The sequence below is a fragment of the Streptomyces sp. NPDC060232 genome, assembly GCF_042726555.1.
Classification (GTDB): Bacteria; Actinomycetota; Actinomycetes; order Streptomycetales; family Streptomycetaceae; genus Streptomyces.
On sequence record NZ_JBHXAG010000008.1, the window covers coordinates 92,468 to 108,885 of the forward strand.

The 16,418-nt window shown below is 72.6% G+C and carries 14 protein-coding genes and 1 tRNA gene; 8 read left to right on the plus strand and 7 right to left on the minus strand.

Translation table 11 applies throughout. The features are described from left to right. Positions 1-74: 74 nt before the first annotated feature. The 5 genes from ACFWFZ_RS14110 to ACFWFZ_RS14130 all read left to right on the plus strand — a co-directional run bounded on the left by ACFWFZ_RS14110 (position 75) and on the right by ACFWFZ_RS14130 (position 5,369). Positions 75-299, plus strand: a complete 225-nt coding sequence (locus tag ACFWFZ_RS14110; RefSeq protein WP_387121522.1) for a DUF1918 domain-containing protein — start codon at positions 75-77, stop codon at positions 297-299. A gap of 525 nt (positions 300-824) precedes the next feature. Then, positions 825-1,631: a CBS domain-containing protein gene (locus ACFWFZ_RS14115; RefSeq protein WP_387121525.1), complete on the plus strand. Its 807-nt coding sequence runs from the start codon at positions 825-827 to the stop codon at positions 1,629-1,631. 16 nt (positions 1,632-1,647) lie between these two features. Next, complete coding sequence (locus ACFWFZ_RS14120) at positions 1,648-2,532, plus strand: universal stress protein (protein ID WP_387121528.1); 885 nt, start codon at positions 1,648-1,650, stop codon at positions 2,530-2,532. Positions 2,533-2,790: 258 nt separating this feature from the next. Next, a complete protein-coding gene (locus ACFWFZ_RS14125) occupies positions 2,791-3,915 on the plus strand; it encodes a Vms1/Ankzf1 family peptidyl-tRNA hydrolase (protein ID WP_387121531.1) in 1,125 nt (374 codons plus the stop codon). Between the two features lie 92 nt (positions 3,916-4,007). Continuing rightward, positions 4,008-5,369: a nicotinate phosphoribosyltransferase gene (locus ACFWFZ_RS14130; protein ID WP_387121534.1), complete on the plus strand. Its 1,362-nt coding sequence runs from the start codon at positions 4,008-4,010 to the stop codon at positions 5,367-5,369. Between the two features lie 160 nt (positions 5,370-5,529). Here the strand turns inward: ACFWFZ_RS14130 and ACFWFZ_RS14135 are convergent, their stop codons facing one another. Continuing rightward, complete coding sequence (locus ACFWFZ_RS14135; RefSeq protein ID WP_387121536.1) at positions 5,530-9,150, minus strand: hydantoinase B/oxoprolinase family protein; 3,621 nt, start codon at positions 9,148-9,150, stop codon at positions 5,530-5,532. Between the two features lie 139 nt (positions 9,151-9,289). Here ACFWFZ_RS14135 and ACFWFZ_RS14140 point away from each other — a divergent pair, with 139 nt between their 5' ends. Further along, entirely contained in the window at positions 9,290-9,997 is a 708-nt protein-coding gene (locus tag ACFWFZ_RS14140) for a hypothetical protein (RefSeq protein WP_387121539.1), read from the plus strand. Positions 9,998-10,015: 18 nt separating this feature from the next. On the opposite strand, the gene ACFWFZ_RS14145 is transcribed toward ACFWFZ_RS14140, so the two are convergent. Both ACFWFZ_RS14145 and ACFWFZ_RS14150 read right to left on the minus strand, forming a co-directional pair. Next, on the minus strand, positions 10,016-10,504 hold the full coding sequence (locus ACFWFZ_RS14145; RefSeq protein WP_387121542.1) for a hypothetical protein: 489 nt from the start codon (positions 10,502-10,504) through the stop codon (positions 10,016-10,018). A 663-nt stretch (positions 10,505-11,167) separates the two neighbouring features. Next, positions 11,168-11,241 (minus strand) — tRNA-Pro (locus ACFWFZ_RS14150). Between the two features lie 109 nt (positions 11,242-11,350). Between ACFWFZ_RS14150 and ACFWFZ_RS14155 the strand changes: the two genes are divergently transcribed. Continuing rightward, positions 11,351-11,830, plus strand: coding sequence for a DUF309 domain-containing protein (locus tag ACFWFZ_RS14155; RefSeq protein ID WP_387121545.1), 480 nt, complete (start codon positions 11,351-11,353; stop codon positions 11,828-11,830). A 184-nt stretch (positions 11,831-12,014) separates the two neighbouring features. Here the strand turns inward: ACFWFZ_RS14155 and ACFWFZ_RS14160 are convergent, their stop codons facing one another. Together ACFWFZ_RS14160 and ACFWFZ_RS14165 are read right to left on the minus strand one after the other, a co-directional pair. After that, a complete protein-coding gene (locus tag ACFWFZ_RS14160) occupies positions 12,015-12,410 on the minus strand; it encodes a VOC family protein (RefSeq protein ID WP_045321266.1) in 396 nt (131 codons plus the stop codon). A 4-nt stretch (positions 12,411-12,414) separates the two neighbouring features. Continuing rightward, positions 12,415-12,549, minus strand: coding sequence for a hypothetical protein (locus tag ACFWFZ_RS14165; RefSeq protein ID WP_387121548.1), 135 nt, complete (start codon positions 12,547-12,549; stop codon positions 12,415-12,417). 9 nt (positions 12,550-12,558) lie between these two features. On the opposite strand from ACFWFZ_RS14165, the gene cobF reads away from it, so the two are divergent. After that, positions 12,559-13,311: a precorrin-6A synthase (deacetylating) gene (cobF, locus tag ACFWFZ_RS14170; protein ID WP_387121551.1), complete on the plus strand. Its 753-nt coding sequence runs from the start codon at positions 12,559-12,561 to the stop codon at positions 13,309-13,311. Here cobF and ACFWFZ_RS14175 read toward each other — a convergent pair. Together ACFWFZ_RS14175 and ACFWFZ_RS14180 are read right to left on the minus strand one after the other, a co-directional pair. Continuing rightward, the gene (locus ACFWFZ_RS14175) at positions 13,298-14,527 is read right to left on the minus strand and encodes an aminotransferase class V-fold PLP-dependent enzyme (protein WP_387121554.1); all 1,230 of its coding nucleotides are present in this window, start codon (positions 14,525-14,527) and stop codon (positions 13,298-13,300) included. The two genes, cobF and ACFWFZ_RS14175, sit on opposite strands and share 14 nt — an antisense overlap. Before the next feature lie 117 nt (positions 14,528-14,644). Then, positions 14,645-16,315, minus strand: coding sequence for a glycoside hydrolase family 71 protein (locus ACFWFZ_RS14180; protein ID WP_387121557.1), 1,671 nt, complete (start codon positions 16,313-16,315; stop codon positions 14,645-14,647). Positions 16,316-16,418: the final 103 nt, after the last annotated feature.

The window sequence follows — 16,418 nt, forward strand, 5'->3', positions numbered from 1 at the left end:
GTCGGCAGAGGCTCTGGAAGCGTACGCTCGAACTGGTGGAAGGGTGGGCGGGCAACAGGCGGAGGGAGCACCCCATGCACGCAAACGTCGGAGACTGGATCGTGGTGGAGTCCGTGCACTTGGGCGGGCAGCGCCGCCAGGGTCAGATCCTGCGCCTTGAGCATCCGGACGGCACACCGCCATATGTCGTGCGCTGGACGGAGGATGACCGGGAGACCGTCTTCTTCCCCGGGCCCGAAGCCCACATTGAAACCGCGGACGAGCACACCGCCCGTAGGTCGGCTTCTCACTACGGATGACGGAGTCCGGACCCGAAGCGAGGCAGGCTCTTGCGGATACCTCCTGTCGGCAGGGCGCGAGTACCCCCACAGCAATGTGTGCAGCGCGATCCGGTGCTCCCCCTCCTGATCAGACCCTGCCCCAGGCCGTGCTCGACGACGCCCTGGAAGGCTCCTCGGATCCGCGAGATCGTCGAGCACGGTGAAGCAAGGGCGCGCAGGACGAGGGGGCCTTGGCGGCATGGGCCTTGGGAAGTGAGCGACGAGACACCCGGCACACAGCGTGCGCGCCTTTCCATGGCGTGTCCGTCGATGCCGTCATCCATGGGTCCGAGGTCGCCCGTGAACAGGCGCCATCGGACATCGACCAGCCCGAGGACCGGTTGAGCGTCCTCAAGGCACACGCCCAGATCCCGGCACAGGCCGTGCGAGTCCCCCGCCGAGGGGCGTGAGAGGAATCCGGAGGAACAGGCACTCGACGCACCCCGGCGAGCGGCGCGAAGCCGGGACCACGGGACCACGGCGACCACATCTGGAGCGAACGCCATGAACGAGCGTGAGAAGTACTCAGCGGGCGCCGAGGCCCGCCGAGGCGTGCCGGGGCGTCCCTCGACGCCTGACGAGCCGCTGCGGCAGGACGCCCTCATGCGGTACCTCGGCGCGATCACGGCCGTGTCGGCCACGAAGTCGGCCCGGCCTGCCGCCCGGGCGCCCCGCACCGCCCTCCTCGTACGCGACCTGATGGCCGTGCCCCATCCCTCGGTCACCGCCGACACCGCCCTCCCCGACATCGCCCGAGCCCTCTCCGAGCACGGCACCGGGTCACTGCCCGTCGTCGACACCGACGACCGGGTTCTGGGCGTGGTCTCCGAGGCCGATCTCCTCGCCGTGGTCGCCGCGCAGGCGTTCCGTCCCAGCGCCGTGCGCCGGCTGCGGGAGACCGGGCCGGCGGTCGAGCCCGCCAAGGAGACGGCTGAGGCCCTGATGACCAGCCCTGCCATCACCGTCCTGGCGGACACGACGGTCGCCGAGGCGGCATGGCTGGTGGCTCTCACCCGCCTCAAGCGCCTTCCGGTCACCGAGGCGGACGGGCGGCTCGTGGGTACCGTCGAGCGGCACACCCTGCTGGACGCCCTGCTCCAGGACGACGCGGCCATCCGCGAGGGCGTGGAGGGCCGCCTCCGGGAGACCTTCCCCGAGGCCGCCGACACGGTGGAGGTCACGGTCGAGGACGGAGTGGTCCGTCTCCGGGGCCCCGTGGCAGGTGACGACGCCGCGCGGCTGCTCGCCGATGTGAAAGGGCTCGACGTGGTGACCGCCGTGATCGACGAACTGACCGTACGGGACGGATGAGGAGGCGGCGGCCCCGATGGAACGTCCCCTGACCGTCGGCGTCGACGGCTCCGACTCCGGCTTCGAGGCCCTGGACTGGGCCGTGGACGAGGCCGCGTTGCACGAGCGCCCTCTGCGGATCGTGTACGCCTCCCGGTGGGAGCGGTACGAGAGCCCGGCTCCCGGCCAGGTCCGGTCGGCCGGACAGGTGGTCGGCCATGACCTCGTGGGAGTCGCCGCCAGACTCGCCGAGCGGCGGAACCCGGACCTCAAGGTGGAGACCGAGGTACTCGCCGACGACCCGGTACACGCGCTGCTCCGGGAGAGCCGCACCTCATGGGCCCTGGTCACCGGTTCACGGGGGCGGGGCGAGATCGCAAACCTCCTCCTGGGCTCGGTCAGCCTGTCCGTCGCCGCCCGCGCCCTGTGCCCGGTCGTCATCGTCCGCGGCGACGAGCCCGGCCTCCACGGCACGCACGACCGCGTCCTGCTCGGCGTCGCCGACACCCCCGGAGGCCCGGAGGCCGTACGGTTCGCCCTGCGCGAGGCCACCACGCGCGACTGCGAGCTCCACGCGGTCCGTGCCTGGCGCTGCCCCGCACACGAGACCGTCGACCACCCTTCCCTTCCCGACGGCACGTGCATCTACCACCGGGCACGTGCCGACACCGAGCTGGACGAGGCCCTCACCGGGCTGCTGCGGGACCACCCGCCGGTCCGACTGCACAGGGCTCTGGTGGAGGGGCCCGCGCACAAGATCCTCGTCGAACGCACCGCGGCGGCCGACCTCGTGGTCGTCGGCGCACACCGCCACGAGCGCCACCTGGGCCTGCAACTCGGCCACGTCGCCCACGCCCTGCTGCACCACGCGCTCTGCCCCGTCGCGGTCGTACCGAGGGTCGAGGGGAGCATCCGAGCGTGACATCCGCCGGCCGAGCCGTACCGCGTCAGGAGAGGGACTCCAGGACGAGGGCGCTGATGTCGTACGGGAACTGCTCCGGCGCCGCTTCCAGTGACCGGGTGGGACATGCCGGAAAGCCGCGCGGTGAAGCAGGCGGCCACATCGACCGTGGGGGTCGGACGAGGAGTGTGCCGACAGCCAGATCACATCCAGCGCCCCGGCCGCCCCGCCGGGAGCGCCCCGTACGACAGGCGGCATGACACCGCCGAGGAGGCAGTGATGAGCCCGATGACCGCGATCACGGAGGACGCCCTGCAGTCCCTGCTGCGCCACGAGGGTCCCGTGTGCTCGGTGTACTTCCGTCTGGAAGCGCGGCCCGAGCGGGAAGACGACGCCCAGCAGCGCTGGCACGCCCTGGCCCGGAGCCTGTCCGCCCAGCGGGTCGACACCGCCACGATCGAAGCCCTCGGCGACCGGGTCCGCGCGGCCCTGCCGGGATCCGGTGTCCTGGCCGCCTTCGCGGCCGAGGGCGAAATCCTCTTCGCCACCGAGTTGCCGGGAGCGGACCTGGCCGACACGGCGATCAGGGCCGCCCTGCCGCGTCTGCTGCCGGTGCTGGAGTGGCGGCAGAACCATCCCGCACACGTCCTGGCCCTCGTCGACCGCTCGGGGGCGGACCTGGAGATCTACGCGAACGGAGGCACGGAGGCGCTACGGCAGACGATCACGGGCGCCGACGACGAGATCGTACGCAACGCTCCCGGGGGCATGTCCCAGGGCCGCTTCCAGAACCGGGCGGAGGACTCCTGGGAACACAACGCGACGCGGGTCGCCGCAGCACTGAGCCGTGCCGTCGCCCGCGTCTCCGCGCACCTGGTCCTGCTCGGCGGAGACGTCCGCGCCCTGCAGTACCTGACCAAGCACCTTCCCAAGGCCGTCCGCCACGAGGTGCCCATCCGCACGGTCAGCGGCGGGCGCGGCCACGACGGAGCCGGCACGCTGCGCTCGGCACAGGTCGAGGCGGCCACGCTCGCCGCTGCGGCCGAGGAAACCTCCGAGACCTTGCGGAACCTGGCCGAGGAACGCCGACCGGGCGGGCACGCCGTCGAGGGGATGCAGGCAACACTCACCGCGCTCACCCACAGGCAGGTGAGCACGCTGCTCGTCACCCACGACGGGCCGGACGGACGTACGGCCTGGTTCGGCCCGGCTCCCACCGACGTCTCCGTCCGCCGCCGCAAGGCGCTGGAGCCCGGGGGCCCGGCACTGGACATGACAGGCGCCCCGTTGGCCGATGTGGCCGTCCGCGCGGCCCTGCTCACCGGCGCCGACGTGCGCGTCCTCGACGCGGGCCGGGCCGACGCCCCCGCGCAGGGCATCGGGGCGCTGTGCCGCCACAGCTGACCCGGATCACCGCGGGGCCGGTACCCCCTCGTGCCTGCCCGCGCACTGAGCGGGAAGCCGCCTGACGGAAGGGCCGACGCAGAGGAGGAAGCATGTCCAGGGTGACGACCACGGACCTCTACGAGGTCACCATGGCCCTGTCGTACCTCCGCGAGGGGATGCAGGAGCCGGCCACGTTCAGTCTCTTCGTACGGGATCTGCCCGAAAGCCGCGGGTTCCTGGTGGCGGCCGGGCTGGAGTCCGCGCTCGACTACCTTTCCGGCTTCACGGTCGGCCCGGCCGATGTGCGGGACTTCGCGGAGGCACTGCACCGGCGGCCGGATGAGCTCCGACAGCTCCTCGGACTGCGGTTCGACGGGGAGGTGCGGGCGGTACCGGAGGGACGACTCGTCCTGGCCGGGGAGCCCCTGCTGGAGGTGACCGCGCCGTTGCCGCAGGCGCAGCTGGTGGAGACGTACCTGCTCACGTTGGTCTGCCACCAGACCGCGGTCGCGTCCAAGGCGGCCCGGTGCGTCCTGGCCGCCGCCGAACACCCCGTGATCGACTTCTCGCTGCGCCGCAGCCACGGCCCCGAGGCAGGCAGGGCGTCGGCCCGGCTCAGCGCGATGGTGGGGTTCGCCGGAACCAGCAACGTGGCCGCCGCTGTGCAGTACGGCCTTCCCGCCTCCGGCACGATGGCGCACTCGTACGTCGAATCCTTCCCCACGGAGCACGACGCGTTCCGGGCCTTCGCCCGGGCCCACCCCGGCCCTGTCACCCTGCTCGTCGACACCTACGACACCGAGCGCGGGGTCGAGGCCGCCGCGCGGGTCTTCCACGAGCTGGGCGACCCGGCCGGCTGCGCGGTGAGGCTCGACAGCGGGGATCTCGGCGCCCTCGCCCGGCGCGCCCGCGCCCTGCTCGACGCCGAGGGGCTGACGGGCGTGCGGATCACCGCGAGCGGCGGCCTGGACGAGTACGCGGTCGACGTTCTCGTGCGGTCCGGGGCGCCGATCGACGTGTACGCGGTCGGTACGAAGATGGGCGTGTCCGCCGACGCCCCGTACCTCGACGCGGCGTACAAGCTCGTCGCGTACGACGGCCGCCCGGTGATGAAGCTCTCCTCCGCCAAGGTGACCGCACCCGCGCCCAAGCAGGTCTTCCGCCGGCCGGGCCTCCAGGACACCGTCGGCCTGCGCGACGAGGACATCCCCGAGGGGGCGGAGCCGCTGCTGCGCACCGTGATGCGGGGCGGGCGCAGGATCGGTCCGCACTCCTCCCTGGCGTCGGCGCGCGCCCGGTTCGAGACGGATCTCGCACAGGCACCGGAGGCGGCACGCCGTATCGACGGCCCCCGGGCGCCGGTGGCCGCCGTGTCGCCCCGCCTGGCCGCCTTGACAGACGAGGTGAGGCGGCACATCACCGCCTCGATCGGGACCGGCCTGCCGTGCGGCACCACGGGGCCGCCGAGCTGATCACCGACGGCGGGCCTTCCGCGTCCACACCCTTCGGCGTGCGCGGCCCCGCTTCGGCGGCGGGCTGCAGGAGTCCGCCTCGATCAGAGCTCGCCTCACCGGCATGAGCTGTTGTGCGTGCCGATGAGGACCCCGCCTGCGGCAGCAGACACCAGGCGGTTCAGGAGGGCTTGCCGTAGCCGCCTCCGCCCGGTGTCTCGATGACCAGCAGGTCGCCGGGCTGCACGGCGACGGAGTCGCATGCGGCCATTGGCGTGGGGGTGCCGTCGGCTCGCTCCACGTGGTGGGTGCCCAGTGCGCCGGGGTCCCCGCCGGCCATGCCGTAGGGCGGGATCCGGCGGTGACCGGACAGGGTGCTGACCGTCATGGGTTCACGGAAGCGGATCTTGCGTACGGTGCCGTCGCCGCCCCGCCAGCGTCCCGCGCCGCCACTGCCGGTACGAACGGAGAACTCCTGCACGAGGACGGGGAGGCGCAGTTCGAGGATCTCGGGGTCGGTGAGGCGGGAGTTGGTCATGTGGGTCTGCACGGCTGACGCGCCGTCGAACCCCGGTCCGGCGCCGGAGCCCGAGGCCACGGTTTCGTAGTACTGGTGCCGGTCGTTGCCGAAGGTCACGTTGTTCATGGTGCCGCTGCCCTCGGCCTGCGAGCCCAGGGCGGCGTAGAGGGCCCCGGTGATCGCCTGGGACGTCTCGACGTTCCCGGCCACCACGGCGGCGGGATGGACCGGCGCGAGCATCGACCCGGGCGGAACGATGATCCGCAAGGGCCTGAGACAGCCGTCGTTCAGCGGGATGTCCTCGGCGAGCAGGGTGCGGAAGACGTACAGCACAGCCGCGTTCACCACGGATGTGGGCGCGTTGAAGTTGGTGCTCAACTGGGCCGATGTGCCGGTGAAGTCGATCGTCGCCGACCGCTCCTGCCGGTCCACCGTCACCCGTACGGAGATGACCGCTCCGGAGTCCATCTCGTAGCGGTATCCGCCGTCGGCGAGGGTCACGACCGCTCTGCGGACGGCCTCCTCCGCGTTGTCCTGGACGTGACGCATGTACGCCCGCACCACGTCCAGCCCGAAGTGGTCGATCATCTTGCCGACTTCCTCGACGCCCTTGCGATTGGCGGCGATCTGGGCCCGCAGGTCGGCGAGGTTGGTCTCCGGGGCGCGCGAGGGGTATCTCGCCCCGGCCAGGAGCGCGAGGGTCTCGGCCTCCCGCAGCCTGCCGCCTTCGACGAGCAGCCAGTTGTCGAAGAGGACGCCCTCCTCGTCGATCTCCCGGCTGTCGGCCGGCATGGACCCCGGCGTCAGACCGCCGATCTCGGCATGGTGGCCCCGTGAGGCGACGAAGAACAGGATCTCCGCACCGGGCACGTCGCCCCGCTCGTCGAAGACCGGGGTCACCACGGTGATGTCGGGCAGGTGGGTGCCCCCGTGGTACGGGTCGTTGACCGCGTAGGCCTCGCCGGGCCGCATCGTCCCGGACCGGCGGCGGACGACCTCCCTGACGGCGGTGCCCATGGAGCCCAGGTGCACCGGGATGTGCGGTGCGTTGGCGACCAGGTTGCCGTCGGGGTCGAACAGCGCGCAGGAGAAGTCCAACCGTTCCTTGATGTTGACGGACTGCGCCGTCGCAGCCAGCCGTGCTCCCATCTGCTCGGCGATCGACACGAAGAGGCTGTTGAAGATCTCCAGCATCACGGGGTCGGCCGCGGTCTCCACGTCGGCCTCCGCCGGCACGGTGACGCGTTCGACGAGCAGATGCCCGGTGCTGTTCACGGTCGCCCGCCAGCCGGAGTCCACGACCGTGGTCGCCTGGGCTTCGGTGATCACGGCGGGGCCGGTCACGACGGCGCCCGGGCGCAGGAGTTCACGTCGCCGCAGGGACACCTCGCGCCACGCGCCGTCCGTGTAGAGGGGGACGGTGTCCGGGGAGGCGTCGTCGTCGGCCGGGCCGGTCTCGGCGAGGTGGCTCAGGTCGGGTTGCGGGGTGAGACCCGTTGCTTCGACGGAGAGGGCTTCGACGATGACGGGGCGGTCCATGAGGAACGAGTACATCGCCCGGTGGCTCGCCTCGAAGGCCTCGGTCATGGCCGGGGCGTCGGCCAGTGCCACCGTGACCGCCGTGTCGGTGCCGTCGTATCGCAGCCGTGCGGTCTGCGTGACCAGGATGCGTTCGGCAGGGACGTCCTCCGCGTGCAGCACGGCGCGTGCTGCGGTCTCCAGCTCCTCGACGACGACGTGGATCCTCCGCATGCTCGCCTCTTCCAGGGGCAGTTCGACCGACCGCTCGCGCACGGTGACGGTGTCGGCGAGGCCGATGCCCAACGCGGAGAGCACCCCGGCCATGGGCGGTACGAGGACGGTGCGGATCCCCAGGGCGTCGGCGACGGCGCACGCGTGCTGGCCGCCGGCCCCGCCGAAGGAGGTCAGTGCGTACCGCGTGACGTCGTGCCCCCGCTGCACGGAGATCCGCTTGACGGCGGCCGCCATGTTCGCCACCGCCACCTGTAGAAAGCCTTCGGCCACCTGCTCGGGTGACCGCCGGTCACCGGTGCGCGAGCGGATCTGCCCGGCCAGCTCGGTGAACCCCCGCCGTACGACGTGGTGGTCGAGGGGCTGATGTCCGTCCGGTCCGAAAACGCTGGGGAACCAGGCCGGCTGGATGCGGCCGAGCATCACATTGGCGTCGGTCACCGTCAGCGGGCCCTGCGCGCGGTAGCACGCGGGGCCGGGGTCCGCCCCGGCGGAGTCGGGGCCCACGCGGTAGCGGCTCCCGTCGAAGTGCAGGATGGACCCGCCTCCCGCCGCGACGGTGTGGATGTCGAGCATGGGCGCCTGGAGACGGACTCCCGCCACCTGGGAGGTGGACACCCGCTCATAGCTTCCCGCGAAGTGGGACACGTCGGTGGAGGTACCGCCCATGTCGAAGCCGATGACCTTGTCGAATCCGGCCAGCTGCGACAGGCGTGCCATCCCGACGATGCCACCGGCCGGACCGGACAGGACGGCGTCCTTGCCCCGGAAGTGCCCCGCCTCGGCCAGACCGCCGTTGGACTGCATGAACATCAGCCGCACGCCTCCCATCCGGTCCGCGACCTGCCGGACGTAGCGGCGCAGGACGGGGGAGAGATAGGCGTCGACGACCGCGGTGTCTCCACGGGGCACCAGCTTCACCAGGGGGCTCACTTCGCTGGACAGCGAGATCTGGGGAAACCCGATGCGCTCGGCCAGTTCGCCGATCGCCCGCTCGTGCCCCGGATACAGCGCGCTGTGCAGGCACACCACCGCGACGGCGCGGATGCCGTCGTCGTACGCGCGTGTCAGCTCGACGGCGAGGCCGTCCAGATCGGGCGGGCTCAGCACCGTACCGTCACCGGTGATGCGTTCGGCGACCTCGATGACCCGCTCGTGGAGGGCTTCAGGGAGGAGGATCTGCCGGTCGAAGAGGCGGGGGCGGTTCTGGTATCCGATGCGCAGAGCGTCGCGGAAGCCACGCGTGATGACCAGCGCTGTGCGCTCGCCGGTGCGTTCCAGCAGGGCGTTGGTGGCCACGGTGGTACCCATCCGCACGGCGTCGATCGCGGCATGGGGCATCTCTCCGCCCTGCTTCAGCCCCAGCAGCATGCGGATCCCAGCGAGGGCGGCGTCGCGATAGCGGGCCGGGTTCTCGGACAGGAGCTTGCGGGACAGGAGGCGACCGTCCGGGGTCCGGGCGACGATGTCGGTGAAGGTGCCGCCCCGGTCGATCCAGAACTGCCAGCCGTGACCGGTGCCGGAAGCCATCGCGCGCTGTCCCTTCGTGCCTGAGCCGAGCCGCAGGCGTCCCAGCATGACTCTGTGCACTCATCCGGTGACGGTGCGACTCGCGGTGCGTGGGATTCATACGGGGACTGGGACGCCTTCGGGTGGAGGTGGGCCAGTGGTGACTCCCCTGACTGTAGGCATCTGCCGGGAGAAAGCGCCGGGCGAGAAGCGGGTCGCTCTCGTGCCCGGTCTCGTCGGCGCGGCGCGGACGCTGGGTCTCGGCGTGCTGTTGGAGTCAGGCGCCGGCGCATCGGCGGGGATGCCTGACCGCCTCTACCGGGAGACAGGTGCCGGCGTCACCACGCGCGAGGAACTCCTGGCCCGGTGCGACGTCCTCGCGGGCGTACGGCCGCCCGTCCTCCCGGCAGGCTGCCGGTTCCGGCGGGGGCAGGTACTGATCGCGCTCCTGGACCCGCTGAGCATCCCCTTCCAGGTCCGGCGGTGGGCTGATGAGGGGCTCACCACGATCGGCCTGGATCTCGCGCCGACCGCGCGGGTGGCGGCCGACCCGATGGATGCTGCCGCCTCCCCGGACCGGATCGGCAACGTCGAGGGCGTACGACCCGAGAGCACGTCGACCGCGGGCCCCGGAGTCACCGTCATCGGTGCGGGCCGACTCGCCGCGCACTCCCCCCGAGCAGCCTCCACGGTGTACGCACGGAACGTCACCGCGGTGCTTGAGCGCATCGTGCGAGACGGCAGACTGCGGATCGACCCGGCCGACCCGGTCCTGGCCGTCATGGTCGTCACCCACGGCGGCCTCGTCCTCCACAGAGCCGTGTGGCAGCTGATCCTCGACCAAACCGCCCTGGCAGGCCTGCCCTGACAGCCTCGGGCGCGCTCGTCACCGCCCAGGCGTGGTCTCACTGAGCAGGGCCGCGTGACGGGCCACGGCGACGGCCCGGTACGCGCACTCCTCGTAGCAGCGGCCGATCACCGCCGCGTCGACGGCATCCGCCACTGCGATCGTCTGCTCCCTCCCCAGCAGCAGGCGGCCCAGCGCTTGCTGGCGACGGCTGATGTCCGCCAGTTCCCTGTAGACGACCGCAGGGGGCGCGCAGAGCGCGACGATGTCGCTCGTCCGGCCGATCAACGTGTGACAGACCTCGCCGATCTCCCGAACGGCGAGCCGCAGCTCCTGCGGGAGCGGCCGCATCGACCGCCGCTCCCAGGCGATGTCACCCACCTGCCGGGTCAAGAGGTCGATACGGCCCACGTCCTGACCGACATACAGGCTCGTGAGGACGAAGCGCAGATCTGCAACCTCGTCGGTCGCGGCGAGGTCGTCTGCACCGCTGCGCAGTTCGGTCAAGGCTCTTCCGAGCGCGGTCATCTCCCGCTCCGCGCCGGGCCCGCTCCCCACGAGAACGGCCGTGGCCGAGCGCAACGCGTCGTGAGCCAGCCGAAGCACGTGCGCCACACGCCCGACGGTCCGGTCCGTCTCCACCCGGCCTCTCTCACCCACGTCGAGCTCCTGCTCCCACAGCCGAACGTCCGCCCCCGCGTCCTCTGTACGGCAGCAGGAGGCGCCACGGCGGTCTCCGCAACCGCAGAAGCATGGCAGAGGACCCCGCGACCGCGAGGAGCGGCACGCCGCGCACCGAAGCAGCCGTGCGCCGGTCACCAGGCAGGAAGGGAGCGCGCTCACGAGCGCGACCTCTTCCTCCGGATCGGCAATCAGCCCTCCCGCAGCGCCGGAACGCTCGCGGTCACCGAACGCACCGCCATCCGCAGCGCCCCCATCGAGCCCGCCCGGTCGCCCGCCCACCGTGCCGTGCGTCGGCCGCGGCCGGATCTGCACCGCTGCGGCTAGGGTCTGTATCGAGTTGCCCCGGGCGTCGCGACGCCGCGGGGCAACTCGATACAGACCCTAGAGAGACCCCCGGCACGGCTGCGCCCACCACGCGACCACATTGCGACCACCATGACCCCGGACGCACCAAAGGCCGCCCTCCCATGTATGAGAGAACGGCCTCCGACCTGCGTTTCCGCACAGTCGGGACGACAGGATTTGAACCTGCGACCCCTTGACCCCCAGTCAAGTGCGCTACCAAGCTGCGCCACGTCCCGATGTACCGTCGACCTGCGGGTTTCCCCGTGCTCGGTGGTACATGCAGAACATTACCCCACGCCGAGGGGTGTGCATGCACGGGTAATCGGCGAGCGGGAGGATGGGGTCGTGAACGCACGGGATCGGGACGTGGAGGGGCGGGCGAGGAGCGCCCGGCCGAGGGATGGGCTGGGGCGGCCGCTGGAGTACGGGGCGTCCGGTGTGGAGCGGCAGCCCGAGGGGGTCGTGCGCTCGCCCGCGGAGACGGTGCGGGAGGCGCAGCGGCTGCTGGACGCCGGGATGCCGTTCCATGCGCACGAGGTGTTCGAGGACGCCTGGAAGTCGGGGCCCGAGGCCGCGGCCCCGCTCTGGCGGGGGCTCGCGCAGCTCGCGGTCGGGCTGACGCACGCCGCCCGGGGCAACGCCGTGGGCGGGGCGCGGCTGCTGCGGCGCGGGGCCGCCGGGATCGAGGGGCTGGCCGGAGCCCCGTACGGGATCGACGTACCGGGTCTGGTCCGGTGGGCCCTGGAACTGGCGGGCCGGGTGGAGCGGGCCGGCCCGGCCGTCGACGCCGCACGGGAGGCCCCGCGGCTGGGCGGTACCTCCTAGGGTCTGTATCGAGTTGCCCCGCGGCGTCGCGACGCCCGGCACGCACCCTCGGCGCACGAGCCACATGCCCTGGTAGCTCCGCTACGAGGACATGCGTCCCGCACGCCGAGGGCACGCACCGAACGCCGCTCCTTGCTCCACGGGGCAACTCGATACAGACCCTAGCGCTGTAGCCGGAGAGGTTCTACGGAAGGGCCGGCTGGAGGAGGTCCCAGCGGTTGCCGTACAGGTCTTCGAAGACGGCTACGGAGCCGTACGGCTCGTGGCGGGGGGTTTCCAGGAAGCGGACGCCCTCGGCGGTCATGCGGGCGTGGTCACGGGCGAAGTCGTCCGTGTGGAGGAAGAAGCCGACGCGGCCGCCGGTCTGGTCGCCGACGCGGGAGCGCTGGGCGTCGTCCTTGGCGCGGGCCAGCAGGAGGGCGGACTCGGTGGCGCCGGGCGGGCGGACGACCACCCAGCGGGAGCCGTCCGGGCGGGCCGTGTCCTCGGCCAGGTCGAAGCCGAGGGCGCGCGTGTAGAAGTCGATCGCCTCGTCGTAGTCGTGCACCACGAGGGCGGTCAGGGCGATGTGGGATGGCATGCCCTCATTGTGCGCCGTCGAGGACGTCGGTTCCGGTCTCGGCGACGGCCGGGGCGCAGCCGGGGGCGGCGATGCCGGTCCGCGGGTGCAGCGCGTCGTTGACGCAGGTGGCGAACAGGGCGACACGCGAGGTGGGCACAATAGCCGGGTGAAGAAGTTCTCAGTGATCGGCATAGGCGCGGGCGACCCGGACCATCTGACCCTCCAGGCGGTCAGGGCGATCGGCGCGGCGGACGCATTCCTCATCCTGGAGAAGGGCGAGGAGAAGGCGGATCTGACCGGGCTGCGGCGCGCGATGCTCGACGCGCACGCCCGCCCCGGCCACCGGCTGGTGGAGGGCCGGGACCCGGACCGGGACCGGGCGCCCGCCGACTACACCCCGACGGTGGACGGCTGGCGCAGCGCGCGGGCCGAGCTCTTCGAGCGGTTCATCGCGCAGGACCTGGCGGAGGGCGAGACCGGGGCGTTCCTGGTGTGGGGCGACCCGTCGCTCTACGACTCCACGCTCGCGATCCTCGACGAGGTGCTGGAGCGCGGCCGGGTGGCCTTCGAGCACGAGGTCGTGCCCGGCATCAGCAGCGTCTCCGCGCTGCTGGCGCGCCACCGGACGAACCTGAACCGGGTCGGGCGGCCGGTCCAGATCACCACCGGGCGCCGGCTTGCCGAGGGCTGGCCGGCCGACGTCGACGACGTGGTGGTGATGCTGGACGCGCGGCACGCCTTCACCGCCCACTTGGACCAGGACCTCTACATCTACTGGGGGGCCTACGTGGGCACCCCGGACGAGATCCTGGTGCAGGGCAGGCTGGCGGAGGTCGCGGGGCGGATCGAGGAGCTGCGGACGCAGGCCCGCGCCCGCAAGGGCTGGATCATGGACACCTACCTGCTCAGGCGCACCTGAGGTACGCCGGGAGGGCGGCGGCGAGGCGTTCGTACTCCTCGGGCCGGTTGTAGATCTGCCCGCAGATCCGGATGCCGCCGCCGCCCGGCCAGGGCCAGATCAGTACCCGGATGCGTTCACGGGCCGCGATGTCCTCGCGCAGCGCGCGGGCGCCGTCCGGGGTCTCGGCGACGCCGGGCGGCAGGCGCAGGGTGCGCATGGCGAGGCCAGCGGTGTGCGGGAGCGGTGTGAGCCCGGGGATCCGGGCGAGCAGCGCGGCGCCGTGGGCGGCGAGGGCGCTGTTGTGGGCCCGGAGCTTGGCCGCGTCGAGGGTTTCGATGAGGTCGAGTCCCCCGGGGGCGGCGAGCCAGCCGGTGTAGTCGGCGGTGGCGCGGTTCTCGACGGAGCGCGGGAAGCCGTGCCCGTCCTCCCAGGAGGGTACGAGCGCGCGGATCCGGTGGCGGTGCTGCGGGGCGACGGCGAGCAGGGCGGTACCGGAGGGGGCGTAGCCCCATTTGTGCAGGTTGCCGAACCAGAAGTCGGCGCCGCCGGCGAGCGGGTCGGCGAGCATGCCCGGGGCGTGGGCGCCGTCGACGACGGTGGTGACGCCGCGCTCGCGCAGTGCGGCGAGGAGCCGTGGCGAGGCGATGATCCGGGCGGTGGGCGAGCTGACGTGGTCGAGTACGGCGACCCGGGTCCGGGGCGTCAGCGCGGCCAGCACGGTCTCCCGTACGGCGTCCTCGTCGGGCAGGGCGGGGTCCAGGGCGACGGTGGTGACCGGGGCGCGGCGGGCGGCGGCCGCGGTCACGGTGCCGTAGCCGTGGTCGGTCACCAGGATCTCGTCGCCGTCGTCGAGCGGGACGGCGTCCAGGGCGAGGTTGGCGCCTTCGGTGGCGTTGGCGATGAAGGCGAGGCCGTCGGGGTCGGCGGCGAGGCGGGCGGCGATCCGGGCGCGGGCCTGTTCGAGGCGGTCCGGTACGGCGGTGAAGAACGCGTCGGGGTCGGCGTGCACCTCGGCGCGCAGCGTGGCCTGGGCCTCCTGGACGGGCACGGGGACCGCGCCGAAGGAGCCGTGGTTGAGGTGGGCGACGGCCGGGTCCAGGCGGAACAGGGCGGCCCCGCCGGGGAACTCTCCGGGCCCTTCGCCCGCGGGAGCGGGTTGCCCGGCGGGCGGCTCGGCCGACTGCCCCGCGGGCGGCTCGGCGGGGCGGTCTGCGGGGCGTGTCGTCTCGGTCACGGGACCTCCGGGGTGCGGCGCGGCTGTCGCCCGGATCATCCCCCGGCGCCTGCGGTCGTGGGAACACCACCGCCGTCACCCCGGCCGGAAGCGTACGGCGCCGCCCGCCCTGAGCCTCTACGGTTCGCGGCCGCTGGTCGCCGCGTAGTACTGGAGGTCCTGGACCTCCGCCTTGGGTTCCACCCGGTAGGGGAGGTCGACCTTCGCCGCCGTCTCCCCGTCCCGGGCGACGTGGGCCGAGCTGGTGCCCGCCTTCAGCGGCAGCAGCTCGGAGTGGATCCCGGCGGGGGCGTCGTGGCTTCCCCGGGAGGCACCGACCGTCGTGCGCACGACCGCCGGTCCGGTGAGGAAGCTGAGCACCTCCACCGTGTCCCGGGCGGGGGCGCTGCCCTTGCGCAGTGACATCACCAGCGACTGCTCGCCCGTGGGGCGGGCGTCCGCGAACTGCGTGCGCGCGCTGAGGTACAGGGTGTCCCGGACGATCTTCGGCCAGCCGCCCGTCTTGAACCGGGTCAGGTAGTACGAGGTCAGGTCGAGGTAGGTGTGGCCGTTGTGCAGGGACGGTGCGAACTGGCTGCCCTCGGAGTAGTCGTTCCAGGTGGTGAGCTGGACCCAGTCGGCGTCGTCCTCGATGGCGCGCGTCCATGTGGCGCGCAGCGTCGCGGTGTTGCCGGCCTCGTCGTAGATGCCTTGGTTGGGGCGGGCGTCCTGGACCGAGACGGGCTGCATCCAGATCTTGCCCATCCCGTGGGCGCGCCGGACGTCGCGCGTGGAGCTCTCCTGGCCGACGTAGCTGCGGCTGCCCCACTCGGAGAAGCCGTAGCTGATCGGGGCGAAATCGCCGCTGTGGGCGCCGAAGTCGAGGAAGAGCGGTACGAAGGCGGTGCGGATGCCGTGGTCCGCCTTGAGGACGCGGATGACCTCGGTCCACCAGGCCGCGTTCTTCGCCTCCGCCTTGAAGGGGGAGACGACGAGCCGGCCGTCGGGGAGCCGGTGCGCGGCGGAGGCGTCGGCGAGCGTGGCGAGCGCCTCGGCGAGTACGCGGGGGTCGTCGGTCTTCAGCGAGGTCATGTCCGGCATCAGCATGATCTTGAAGCCCGGGTCCACCGAACGGGCCGCCGCCATCAGCAGGTTGGAGCGGTCCCAGTTCTTGCCGGAGAGGGAGAGCAGGTCGAGGGTGAAGCCGTCGATGCCGGCGGCCCGGGCGGTGCGCACCTCCTGCTGGAGGTTGGCGTACTCCCAGTCGCCGGTCTTGGGTGCCACGGGCAGGGGGCGGTCGCGCAGCAGGCCGCCGTACCGGCCGTGTTTGCCGCTCTCCCCGTCGGGGTTGAGGTAGTTGCGGGTGTAGTAGTCGTTGTCCGCGCTCGCGTTGTCGAGGGAGAGCGGGTACGGGGTGAAGTAGTGGGCGAACACCAGCTTCTTGCCCGCTTCGCCGGAGCGCAGGACGGCCGGCTGGGGCATGTCGAAGGGCAGGGCCCCGGCGGGGCGCCCGGTCCCGGAGTCCGCCGCGCCCTCGGTATCGCCCTTGCCCGCCGCGTCCTGGGCGGGCGGCGGGCTCTGCTCCGGCTGCGCGGGGGCGGCCGGATCGGCGGCGCCGGATGCGGAGTCGGGCCCGGTGGCCTGTGGGGCTGCGGGGCCGTGGGCGGTTGCGTGCTGTGCGGGTTCGCCGCCGAGCGGGTCCCAGGCGATGCCGGTGGCAGCGCACACGCCGACGAGGAGGAAGGCGGAGAGCAGCAGGGCCAGCAGCGGCCGTCCGCCGCGCACGGCCGGCCGGCGCCGGTGCGACACCGGTCGAGCCGGCCGCTCCGCTCCGGGCGTTCTTCGTCGCGCTCGCCGGTCCGTGCGCCGGTCCGCTGTCATTCTGGTCCCTCCCGCTGGTCCCTCCCGCGAA

Excerpts from the sequence above, each read along its gene's own strand:
- ACFWFZ_RS14110 (WP_387121522.1), top strand. The coding sequence starts at position 75 with ATGCACGCAAACGTCGGAGACTGGATCGTGGTGGAGTCCGTGCACTTG.
- ACFWFZ_RS14115 (WP_387121525.1), top strand. The coding sequence starts at position 825 with ATGAACGAGCGTGAGAAGTACTCAGCGGGCGCCGAGGCCCGCCGAGGC.
- ACFWFZ_RS14120 (WP_387121528.1), top strand. The coding sequence starts at position 1,648 with ATGGAACGTCCCCTGACCGTCGGCGTCGACGGCTCCGACTCCGGCTTC.
- ACFWFZ_RS14125 (WP_387121531.1), top strand. The coding sequence starts at position 2,791 with ATGAGCCCGATGACCGCGATCACGGAGGACGCCCTGCAGTCCCTGCTG.
- ACFWFZ_RS14130 (WP_387121534.1), top strand. The coding sequence starts at position 4,008 with ATGTCCAGGGTGACGACCACGGACCTCTACGAGGTCACCATGGCCCTG.
- ACFWFZ_RS14135 (WP_387121536.1), bottom strand. The coding sequence starts at position 9,150 with ATGGCTTCCGGCACCGGTCACGGCTGGCAGTTCTGGATCGACCGGGGC.
- ACFWFZ_RS14145 (WP_387121542.1), bottom strand. The coding sequence starts at position 10,504 with ATGACCGCGCTCGGAAGAGCCTTGACCGAACTGCGCAGCGGTGCAGAC.
- ACFWFZ_RS14160 (WP_045321266.1), bottom strand. The coding sequence starts at position 12,410 with ATGCCATCCCACATCGCCCTGACCGCCCTCGTGGTGCACGACTACGAC.